This is a genomic window from Deltaproteobacteria bacterium, from assembly GCA_016210005.1.
Taxonomy (GTDB): domain Bacteria; phylum Desulfobacterota; class Binatia; order HRBIN30; family JACQVA1; genus JACQVA1.
In genome coordinates this window covers 1-10,879 of sequence record JACQVA010000238.1, presented here as the reverse complement: position 1 = coordinate 10,879, position 10,879 = coordinate 1, and the positions used below count along the sequence as shown (strand labels likewise).

The window sequence follows — 10,879 nt, the reverse complement described above, 5'->3', positions numbered from 1 at the left end:
CGCACGGCTGCGCAGAGACCGCAATCGTGCGGGAGAAGCAGCTGAAGAAGTGGCGCCGCGCCTGGAAGATGACAAATTGCGTCCCTTTCGGCCATGGGCCTCGGCCTGACAGTACACAGTACTGTCAGACTGGTGAGGATTTGCCCGGTCGGCTGCACGTTACCCACAAATTTGTCGCACACCCCACAACCCGGCGAGCGGTGGCAACGGGGCGCAATCCGCGCTACAGTAGCGCCGATTTGCGCGTTGGCGAGGAGTTGTTCATGTCGTCCTTGAAATCCGTTCGAGCCCCCAAGCATAAGCCGGGCGAAGCCGCCGGCACGCCCTCGGCCCCAGCGGTGCCCGCGGCGCCGCACCCGCTGGCGGGCACTGCGATGAGGAACTCGGACGCCATCGTGCAGGTACTGGCAGACGAAGGAGTCGATACGGTCTTCGGTTACAGCGGTGGCGCGATCCTGCCCACCTACGACTCGATCTTTCGCTACAACCAAAATCACCCGGGCAGTGAAGAGATCCGCCTGATCGTGCCGGCCACGGAGCAAGGCGCCGGCTTCATGGCCGCGGGCTACGCCCGCTCCAGCGGAAAAGTCGGCGTCTTCTTGGTCACCTCGGGTCCGGGCGCCACCAACTCAGTGACGCCGATCCGCGACTGCCAGGCGGATTCGGTGCCGGTGGTCCTCATCTGCGGACAAGTGCCGCGCCACGCCATGGGCACCGACGCCTTTCAGGAGGCGCCGGTGTTCAACATTATGGCCCCCTGCGCCAAACACGTGTTCCTGATCACCGACGAGACCAAGCTGGAAGTCACCATGCGGCGGGCCTTCGAGATCGCGCGCAGTGGGCGGCCGGGGCCGGTGGTGGTCGATATTCCCCGCGACGTCCAACTGGCGGAGACGGTGTTCAAAGGCGCCGGCCTGCTGCCGTTGCGCGGCTACGACGAGCGCGTCGAGGCCCTCACCCGCGCCAGCCTCTCACCTGCTGCCGCCGGCGAGTTCTTCCGCCTGCTGGAACAGGCCGAGCGGCCGCTGATCTACGCCGGCGGAGGCGTCATCAATAGCCAGGCGGCAGCTGAGCTGCGCGCCTTTGCCAGTCGATTCGGTATCCCCGTGGTCACCACCCTGATGGGCATCGGCGCCATCGACACCACCAGTGAGCTGGCGCTGCACATGCTCGGCATGCACGGCCCGGCCTACGCCAATTACGCGGTCGAGGACTGCGATTTCCTGTTCGCCGTCGGCTCGCGCTTCGATGATCGTGTGGCCGGCAAGGTCAAGGAGTTCGCCCGCCGTGCCAAGATCGCGCACCTCGACATCGACGATTCCGAGATCCGCAAGGTCAAGGACGTCGATTGGGCGCTCGTCGCCGACGCTAAGCGCGGCCTGACGCAGTTGCTGGAGGCCGGCATCGACTTCAACAAGGACTTCAGCCGCTGGCGCGCCCACGTCGGTGAACTGCGCCGCCGCCATCCACTCAACTACAACCGCGGCTCCGACCGCATCCAGTCGGAGCACGTGCTGGCCACGCTCAACGAAATAACCCGTGGCAACGCCATCGTCACCACCGGCGTCGGACAGCACCAGATGTGGGCAGCGCAGTACCTCGACTTCATCCAGCCGCGTACCTTCCTGACCTCGGGCAGCATGGGCACCATGGGCTTCGGGTTGCCCGCGGCCGTGGGCGCGCAGCTCGCCAATCCCGACAAGCTGGTCATCGACGTCGATGGCGACGGCAGTATCCGCATGAACCTAGGCGAGTTGGAAACGTTGACCACGTACGACGTCCCGGTCAAAGTTCTGCTGCTCAACAACCTCGGCGACGGCATGGTGCGCCAGTGGCAGGACCTCTTCTACGCCAACCGCTATTCCGGCTCGGACAAAACCCTGCACAAGAAGGATTTCGTCAGCGCGGTGGAGGCCGACGGCTTCGGCTTTGCCAAGCGCGTGAGCGAGATCACCCAGGTGCGCGCGACGCTGGAGGCGTTCGTCGCCTTCCCCGGGCCCGCTTTCCTCGAGGTCATGGTTGACCCCACCGCACACGTCTACCCGATGATCGGCCCCGGCATGAGCTACAGTGAGATGATCACTGGCAAGTACATTCCCAGCCGCGGCAAAGCGGTCACCGAGGCCGAGGAGCCGGAAGGGTATTTCTGAGCCCTGCTGGCGTCTCGCCGCGGCGGGGGAGACGCGCGTGCCAACCGGCCGCAAGCGCTGCCAAGATCATTGCGGTCGCTGTCGGTCTGGTCGGTGCTGAGCCTGCTGCCGCACCGCAGCAGGGTAGTTGACGCCGGCTATTCCCGCTCGTATAAGCTAAGGCGGGCGTGAAGCCGGGTTTTCCTAAACAAGAAGGGTGGGGCGGGGCTCAACCAGGTGGCCGTCAAGCACAGAGTGAGGTGAAAGATGGACTACCAAAGCAGTCTGCGTTTCCAAGGAAAGGCGAGGGTCGCAATGGTTCTCGCCGCAACACTGGCGCTGCTCGCAGGGTCGGTAGAGCGCTCACGCGCTGAGGGCACCAAGGTCTGTGACCTCAATCGCGTGCGGATCGAGACCGCTCATCCGCACCAGACAGCCGCTGGCGGCGAGGGTGCCTGGCGCCAGGTGATCCAGCGGCCGCAAGCCTCGTACATCGCCCTGCACTTCGAGCAATTCGACTTGGGCCAAGGAGCCCGCGTTGAGATCTCGGATCCCAGCGGCCAGTACCGATTCACATACACCGGTAAGGGCAAGGGCGACCTCGGCAGCTTCTGGGCGACCCACATTCCCGGCGACACGGCAGTGGTGGAGCTGATCAGCTCTGGCACGCAACCGGGCTTCGGCTTTGTCATCGATCAGGTCGCCCAGGGATACCCGGCGCCGGAGTTCACCGCCGCGTTGCGCGACGGCGCCGAGGCAATCTGTGGCGTTGACGACAGCCGCGAGGCACAGTGCTACGAGACCACGGAGCCGGCGGCCTACGATCGGGGGCGAGCGGTGGCACGCCTGATAATCAATGGCTGCTTTTGCTGCACCGGTTGGCTCTTGGGCTCCGAGGGACACGTGGTGACGAACAATCACTGCATCGCCAACGCCGCCGAAACCACCAACACCGACTTCGAGTTCCTCGCCGAACGCAGCTGCGCGACCGACTGTACGGCGTCCGGCGCCTGCGCCGGCACCGTCATCGATGGTTCGACGGCGACCTTCGTGACCACCGACAGCAAGTGCAACCTCGACTACACCCTGGTCAAACTCCCGGCGGACCCCTCTCCACGCTACGGTTACCTGACGCTGCGGCCCACCGGGGCGGTCGACGGGGAGCAGATGTATATCGTCGGCCACCCGGCGGGGTGGGGTAAGCAAATCAGCCTCGAAAGCGATGACCCCGCTGACCCCAACGACGTCTGCACCGTCGACTCCATCGGGGCCAATCGCTGCGATCCGGATGGTGACTGTGCCAGCGTTACCGGACCGAGCGAAGTCGGCTACATGTGCGATACTCAAGGCGGCAGCTCCGGCTCGCCCGTCCTGGGCTACAACGACAACGAGGTAATCGCTCTGCACCACTGCGCCAATTGCCCCAATCGGGGAGAACGCATCCAAGACATCATTACCGATCTCGGCAATAACGTCCCCATCGACGCCATCTCTCGCGGGGATCGTTTCGGTTCAGCCTTGGTTGCCTGCGACTTCAACAACGACGGCGAGTCCGACCTCGCCATCGGTGTGCCCGAGGAAGATGTCGGCGCCGTTAGGCACGCCGGGATGGTGAACGTGCTCTACGGCACGCACGGGCAACAACTGCAGACCACCGCGCCGGCGGACCAGTCCTGGACCCAAAACAGCAGCCTCGGCGGCGGTCCGGTCGAGGGCAGCTCCGAGCTGGGCGACCGATTTGGGGGTGCCCTGGCCGGCGGCGATTTCAACGACGATGGTTTCTGTGATCTGGCCATCGGCGTGCCCGGCGAATCAATCGGCGCGGACGAGGACGCCGGCTTTGTCAACGTTCTCTACGGTTCAGCGGCCGGCTTGCAGACGACGGCGCCGGCCGATCAAGGCTGGAGCCAAGACAGCGGCGGCGTCGAGGGCTCATCGGGGGCCGGCGACCTGTTGGGAACGGCGCTGGCAGCGGGCGATTTCAACAACGATGGCTACGACGACCTGGCTATCGGCGCCCCGGGCGAATCAATCGGCGCGGTCGAGGATGCCGGCTTTGTCAACGTTCTCTACGGTTCAGCGGCCGGCTTGCAAACCGCAGCACCTGCGGATCAGGGCTGGAGCCAAGACAGCAGCGTCGGCGGCGGCGCCGTCGAGGGAACGGTGGAGCGGGGCGATCGCTTCGGCAGCGCACTGGCTGCCGGCGACTTTGACAACAACGGTGCGGACGACCTCGCCGTCGGCGTGCCTAACGAAGAGGTCAACGGTGACCTCGAGGCCGGGTTCGTCAACGTGCTCTACGGTAGGACGGGCGCCGTCGGACTCCAAACCACGACGCCGGTGGATCAGGGTTGGAGCCAGGACAGCCTTGGTGTCGACGATTCGGCCGAGGAAGGCGACCACTTCGGGCGGGCCTTGGCAGCAGGTGACTTCGACAACGACGGCGCTGATGATCTTGCCGTCGGTGTGCCCGAGGAAGACCTACCCGCCGCGGACGGGGGCCTGGTCGCTGTCTTGTACGGTGACGCGGGCACGGGACTGCAAACCACTGCCCCGACTGACGACGCCTGGACCCAGAACAGCGCCGGGGTCGAAGGTGCGGCCGAGCAGGGAGACCGCTTCGGCGCCGCACTGGCAGCCGGCGACTTTGACAACAACGGAGTCGACGACCTCGCTATCGGTGTGCCCGAGGAAGACCTGACAGTTGGGGGCACCAACTACCTCGATGCCGGTTATGTCAACGTCCTTTACGGCGTCGGCGGCGGTACCGGACTCCAGACTGCTGCGCCGACCGATCAGGGCTGGCACCAGAACAGTACCAACGTCGAGGGCGCAGTCGAAAAAGGCGACCACTTCGGCAAGGCCTTGGCCGCCGGCGACTTCGACAGCAACGGCGCCGACGACCTCGCCACCGGCGTGCCCGAGGAAGACATCACGAGCGGCGCCGGCAATGTCCCCGATACCGGCTTTGTCAACGTCTTGTACGGTGTCGGCGGCGGAACCAAGTTGCAGACCACCGCTCCGGCAGACGACGGCTGGCATCAGAACAGCACCGGCGTCAACGACTCTTGCGAGTGAAGGAGCTTCAGAGCTTCGGCTTAGCAACCCGAGACAGCGGGCGAGTTTCAGGTCAGGGAGCCGGGTTCAGAAGGCGGGGTCTGAGGTTCGGACGCAGAGTCTGGATTGGGCAATTCCGATGCTTCCGCTGGACTGGGAATCAGCCGGCGAGCGGCAATCTCACCGTCACTACCGCGCCGCCTTCGGGACGGTTGGCGGCGCGCACGCTGCCGCCGTGTTCCTCGACGATGCGTTGGACGATGGACAGGCCCAGGCCCGTGCCGCCTTTGCGGCGGGAGAAGAACGGCTCGAAGATCCGCGGCAGGTCCGTCTCGGGGAACCCCGGCCCACAATCCGCGACCGCGCACTCCAGCCACACCGCGCCGTCCTGCTCGACCGCGTGCATGTCCACGGTCACGGTGGTTCCGCGCGCTGAGAGCTGGAGAGCGTTCTGGAGCAGATTTTGAAACACCTGGCACAAGCGCCCGCGATCCATCATCACCGGCAGTTCCATCCGATGAGTGCCGCCGGTGGCGATGTGCACGCCGGCCTGCTGCGCCAGCGGCGCGCACACCGCCGCGGCTTCGGCGATGACTGCGCCGATATGACCTGGGGCCAGTTCCAGGACGTGCGGTCTGCCGTAGTCGAGCAGGTCACGCATCAGGTCGCGCAGGCGATTCGACTCGCTGCGCAGCACCGCGAGAAACCGTTGATACTCCTCGTGCTTGGCCAAGCGGGGCTCGAAAGCGTCGAGGCTAGCGGTGATGGCGAACAGCGGGTTGCGCACTTCATGGGCGACGCCGGCGACCACCCCACCGATGGCGGCCATCGTCTCGCTGCGGCGCAGCGCGGCTTGCAGCCGCTCCCGCTCCTCCTCCGCCTGCTTGCGCTCGGTGATGTCCTGCACCGTGCCTGCCATGAAGGCAGGTCTGTTCTCAGTCGCACCTATCAACTCACCGCGACCGCTGAGGAGGCGGATAGAACCGTCGGGCAGGATCGCACGAAACTCTATATCGTCGGGTGATTGTCCTGCCGCGCAGGCCTCAATCCATCGCTGCATCGCTGCACGGTCCTCAGGATGAAGCAGATTGACAAGCGACTCGATAGTCGGTGTGAACGTCTCCGGCGAGACACCGTAGACGCGGTATGTCTCGTCTGTCCATTCGATTGGTCCTGTCAGATCCCAGCCCCAACTGCCAATGCGGGCGACGCGTTGTGATTCAGAGAGGAGATGCTCCTTCTTGCGCAGCGCCGCCTCGGCCCGCTTGCGTTCGGTGATGTCGGTGAACGCGGCCACCATGCCCACGACCGTTCCCGCGGCGTCGTACAGCGGCGCGGCATTGACCGATAGCACGACGTGGCGGCCGTCAGGGTGGGCAATGACTTGCTCGATGCCGTACGCGCTTTGACCCGAGCGCATGACGCGGCTGAAGGGCAGCTCCTCGTCCGGAAACGGCTGGCCGTCCACGGTGGTCACCGCCCACGCCGGATCGTTGTAGACGCGGGTCGCGATGGTGCTACGGCTCAACCCCATGATCTGCTCGGCTGCCGGATTGGCGAAAGAGATGCGGCCGTTGCGGTCGAGGATGACGATGGCGTCTGGGGTGGTCTCCACGATGCGCGCCAGCCGTTCCTCGTTTTCGCGCAGGGCAGCTTCCGCCCGCTTGCGCTCGGTGAGGTCTTGCGCCGCGCCGTAGATGCGTGCGGGCGCGCCCGCGGTCGGCTCGCGTGCCAAACGCGCGTAGTTCCGCACCCAGCGGCTCTCGCCGGCAATCGTCACGAAGCGGAACTCGCACACGTCGTCGCCGGTGCTCACGACGCGCGCGATATGCTGCCGCACCACCGGCCAGTCGTCGGCATGGATGAAGCGGCTCCAGCCCCCGCGGGCGCGCATCTCTCCCAGTGGGAGGCCAACGACGCGCATGAACGACTCCGTCACCCACTCATTGACCGGCACGCCATCGGCGTCGACGCGGAATTGGTAGGCGTAGTCGGAGATCAGCTCGGCAATGACACGATAGCGCTCTTCGCTCTCCCGCAGTGCCTCCGCGGCCCGCTTCCGTTCCGTGACGTCGCGAATCACCCCCAGGATGTATTGGCCGTCGGGGAAGCTGATCAGCTCGCCGGAGATGAGGCCGGCGCGCAACTCGCCGGACTTGGTGCGGAAATCCGCCTCGAAGTCGGTCACGCGGCGGTCGCTCAGCAACAAGGCGGTATAGCGGTCACGGTCGGCGGGGTTGGCCCACAGGTTCAGCTCTTTGCTGCTGTGGCCGATGAGCTCGTCATGGCTATACCCGGTGAGGCGGGACGCGCTCTCATTGGCTTCGACAATACGGCCGCTGGCCAGCGACGTCAGCGTGATCGCATCGGGGCTGGAGCGGAACAACGTGGCGAACCGTTCTTCCGAGAGGCGCAGCGCTTCCTCCGCCCGCTTGCGGTCGGTGATGTCGCGGGTCACCAGCACCGCCTCAGATATGTGGCCGTGGTGATCGCGCAGCGGGTACAGGAAGGCGTCCACCCAACGCGGCGGCCCGGGCTGGTTATGCCGTCCCGGATCGTACAGAATCTCCGGCAGTGCGACGGCTTCGCCGGCGAACGCACGTTCGATCAACGGCATCAGCCCGGCGGCGCGCAATTGCTCGTCGTGCAGCAGATTGTATCCCTCCAAGGCGCTGCGCGGGAGCTGCCAGAGGCCTTGCCAGGCTTCGTTGACGTGGATCAACGAACCGTTGAGCGCAAAGACTTGGATGCCGTAGGGTGCTTGCTCGACGATCTCGTGCAGACGCGCCTGCAATTCGCGCTGCGCCGCCTGGGCGAGCTTGCGCTCGGCGACTTCTTGCTCCAGCTCCGCAGAGCGCTTTCTGATCTCTTGCAGCAAGAGAGAGTTCTGCAAGCCGACGGCGATTTCCGCGGCGAGGGTTTCGAGAAACGGCGCCCGCTTTGCGAAATCCCGCGGAGTTCCGGAGGCTAACCCGAGTACGGCAATGACTGTGTGCTCATGCTTCAGCGGCAGCGCGGCAAAGGAACGGAGGCCGGCCTTCTTGCATTCTTCCCACGTGCATCGGGGATCGTTGCAGATGTCGAAGCTGTAGATCGGCTCCCCATCCTGGGCCGCCGAGCCACACAGGCACTCGCCGACGCGGTGTATCGGCGTGTCGTCATGCTTGAACCGAGAGCCGCTTGGTCCCATGGCCTGGAGTTGCAGACTTCCATTTTGCCTGAGGAAGAACAGGATCAAGTCGGGGCCCAAGGCCTCGGCGATTCCGTCAATGGCAGCATGCACCACGTGATCGAGGGACAGGCTGCTGCTGACCAGATAGCCGACCTTGTTCAGGAGGGCCATTTCTTGAGTGCGCTGGCTCAGTCTCTCCTCGGCCTGTTTGCGCTCGGCGATGTCCTGTTCGAGCGCGCGGTTGGCCTGCTCCAACTCGCGGGTCTTTTCCTCCAGCTTGTGGACGAGAACCTCGCTGTATTCCTTGAGCACCGCCGCTTTCTGCACGCTGGGCGCGTGATGAGCCAACAGGTCGCCGTGCGTTGCCTTCGCCAGCATTTCTTCGATGCTCGCGATCAGCGCTTCCGGGTCGGCGGGTTTGATGACAAAGGCGTCCGCGCCCAGGTCCAGCGCGAGCTTCTCGTCCTGCGGCTCGGTGTAGGTGGCGGTGTAGATGACGAACGGGATGGCCCGCAACCGCGCGTCGGCCTTCCAGTGGCGCAGCAGCGTGTAGCCGTCCATCACCGGCATCAACAGGTCGGAGACGATCAGCTGCGGCGGAGCGAGGCGGGCCTGGGCCAGCGCCTCGGCGCCGTGCCGGGCCTCGGCCACTTCGTAGCCCCGGCCGCTCAGCAGCACGCCGAGGGCGTAGAGGCTCCTCTCGTCGTCGTCAACGATCAGGATGCGGGTCATGTGACTAGGGGAATGAAGAACAGGAAGCGGGAAACCGGACAATCGAATTGGTGCCAGGCATCGACCGGTTTTGCATTTCGGGTTTCCGGTCTTCGGTTTGCCATTCTCTTCTCCGGCTTATTGGAAACCATCGCACTCACCCGGTAGTGCCGCAGGCGTCGTCGAGGCTGCGTCTGTGCGAGTTGCAGCCGGCGGTTCGGTTCACCTGGGAGTGTGCTTATCATGATCGCCGCCCGTGTCCCAACCGGATCGAGGCGGCGCCGGCAGGAGGAATGAAAAACGGGAGGGGCGGGCGCGCGCCGGCTGCGTGAGTGCCAGACTATTCTGTGCTAAGCATCGGGCCATGGAGCAGGCACGGATCAGTCCGCAACGGGCGCGGCAAGCAGCCGAGCACACAGCCCGGCTCCTGGCGCGTGATGCGCGCGTTCGTCTCGTCTATCTCTTTGGCTCCGCCGCCGACGCCACGCGTGCCGCGTGCCGAGACGTCGACGTCGCCGTGCTCACCGACAAGCCGCTGTCGACCGACGAACGGCTGCAACTGCGCGCCGAGGTTGTTGGCGCCGTTCACGTCAACGTCGACCTGGTGGTGCTGAACGACGCGCCGGTCGTTCTGGCATACGAGGTCGCGGAGACCGGCCGTTGCTTGTACGCGCGCGATCACGATGCCGAGGTCGCGTTCGTCACCCGCGCCCGCGCCCGCTATTGGGACTTCAAGCCGTTCGTCGAGGCGCAGTGGCGCCTGACGGGCGAGCGATTGAAGGAGCGCATCGATGGTTCTCCGGCCTGAGTCGGTCCGCGAGCGACTCCTCAAGCTGGAAGAGATCATCTCCGGCCTGCAGACCTTGGCCCCACGCTCGGAAGCCGACTCGTTCTCCGACCGGCGCGAGGAGTGGGCCGCCGAACGCGGTCTGCAGCTCGGCGCTGAAGTGCTCCTCGATATCGGGAACCACATCCTGAGTGCCCACTTCGGCGTCAGCCCGCAGGATTACGAAGACGTCGTCACGCAGCTCGCCGCGCACGGCGTGATCGATGAGAAGTTGCACGCCCGACTGAGGGGAATCGGCGGCTTCCGCAACATCCTGGTCCACGACTACCTGCGCATCGATCCCGCCAAGGTCGCGGACGCTCTCGCTAAGGCGCCGCGCGACTTCAGTGAGTTCGCGCTCGCCATCCGTTCGTGGCTGGATCGGCTGACCTAGGGCCTACGGCCAGCGTTATTTCTATGGCTCGCCGGTACGCCGGAAGTCCCGCGGGGGTTCGTCCCGACCATCGCGTAGCATTCGGAGTGCGGCTGCTTGCCACTGCTCTTGATGAGGGCTTGCCAGTCACCGCCGCGCGCGGCAACAGCGAACGACCGGTCCGCAAGGAGGACAGCCAGTGCTTAACGCCTGAGCAAAAGTACTCAGTGATTGAGTAAACTTGCTCATGGTGCTCCCGACCTGTAAGCTCCAACCATGACCTTTGAGCGCACGGCCGTGGCCGACATCGTCCGCGCACTGCAACGTAAGCCACCGCTGTTGCAGGTATTGGTAGGGCCGCGCCAGGTGGGGAAGACCACGGTCGCAGGCCAGGTGGAGAAGAAGCTCGGCTGGCCCAGCCAAGTGGCCTCGGCCGACGCGCCGCTGCCGCACGGGCCGGAGTGGGTCCGGCGGTCTGAATCCGCGTAAATCTGGCGAAGTCATTTGAGTGCGTTTGGGCGAAGTGCATCGCGAAGATGGCGGCGGATGGTGGCGGGATCGCGATCGTCCATGGCGGCCTGCGTGGTCAGGGGCGGAGCGGGATCGAAGGT

At 65.3% G+C, this 10,879-nt stretch carries 6 protein-coding genes; 5 read left to right on the top strand and 1 reads right to left on the bottom strand.

What is annotated here, in order from left to right:
* Positions 1 to 263: 263 nt before the first annotated feature.
* Together ilvB and HY699_22620 are read left to right on the top strand one after the other, a co-directional pair.
* Positions 264 to 2,150, top strand: coding sequence for a biosynthetic-type acetolactate synthase large subunit (gene ilvB, locus HY699_22625; GenBank protein MBI4518604.1), 1,887 nt, complete (start codon positions 264 to 266; stop codon positions 2,148 to 2,150).
* 294 nt (positions 2,151 to 2,444) lie between these two features.
* Positions 2,445 to 5,207, top strand: coding sequence for an FG-GAP repeat protein (locus HY699_22620; protein ID MBI4518603.1), 2,763 nt, complete (start codon positions 2,445 to 2,447; stop codon positions 5,205 to 5,207).
* Positions 5,208 to 5,346: 139 nt separating this feature from the next.
* Here the strand turns inward: HY699_22620 and HY699_22615 are convergent, their stop codons facing one another.
* Complete coding sequence (locus HY699_22615) at positions 5,347 to 9,090, bottom strand: PAS domain S-box protein (protein MBI4518602.1); 3,744 nt, start codon at positions 9,088 to 9,090, stop codon at positions 5,347 to 5,349.
* A 343-nt stretch (positions 9,091 to 9,433) separates the two neighbouring features.
* Between HY699_22615 and HY699_22610 the strand changes: the two genes are divergently transcribed.
* From HY699_22610 to HY699_22600, 3 genes are all read left to right on the top strand, one after another.
* The gene (locus HY699_22610) at positions 9,434 to 9,877 is read left to right on the top strand and encodes a nucleotidyltransferase domain-containing protein (protein MBI4518601.1); all 444 of its coding nucleotides are present in this window, start codon (positions 9,434 to 9,436) and stop codon (positions 9,875 to 9,877) included.
* A complete protein-coding gene (locus HY699_22605; GenBank protein ID MBI4518600.1) occupies positions 9,861 to 10,289 on the top strand; it encodes a DUF86 domain-containing protein in 429 nt (142 codons plus the stop codon). Before HY699_22610 ends, HY699_22605 begins: the two co-directional genes overlap by 17 nt.
* A gap of 255 nt (positions 10,290 to 10,544) precedes the next feature.
* Positions 10,545 to 10,757 carry an ATP-binding protein gene (locus HY699_22600; GenBank protein ID MBI4518599.1) on the top strand — a complete coding sequence of 71 codons (213 nt, stop codon included), beginning with the start codon at positions 10,545 to 10,547 and terminating at the stop codon, positions 10,755 to 10,757.
* Positions 10,758 to 10,879: the final 122 nt, after the last annotated feature.

Bases quoted from the DNA above. Each gene is read 5' to 3' on its own strand.
- HY699_22620 (MBI4518603.1), top strand. From the start codon at position 2,445: ATGGTTCTCGCCGCAACACTGGCGCTGCTCGCAGGGTCGGTAGAGCGC.
- HY699_22605 (MBI4518600.1), top strand. From the start codon at position 9,861: ATGGTTCTCCGGCCTGAGTCGGTCCGCGAGCGACTCCTCAAGCTGGAA.
- HY699_22610 (MBI4518601.1), top strand. From the start codon at position 9,434: ATGGAGCAGGCACGGATCAGTCCGCAACGGGCGCGGCAAGCAGCCGAG.
- HY699_22615 (MBI4518602.1), bottom strand. From the start codon at position 9,090: ATGACCCGCATCCTGATCGTTGACGACGACGAGAGGAGCCTCTACGCC.
- HY699_22600 (MBI4518599.1), top strand. From the start codon at position 10,545: ATGACCTTTGAGCGCACGGCCGTGGCCGACATCGTCCGCGCACTGCAA.
- ilvB (MBI4518604.1), top strand. From the start codon at position 264: ATGTCGTCCTTGAAATCCGTTCGAGCCCCCAAGCATAAGCCGGGCGAA.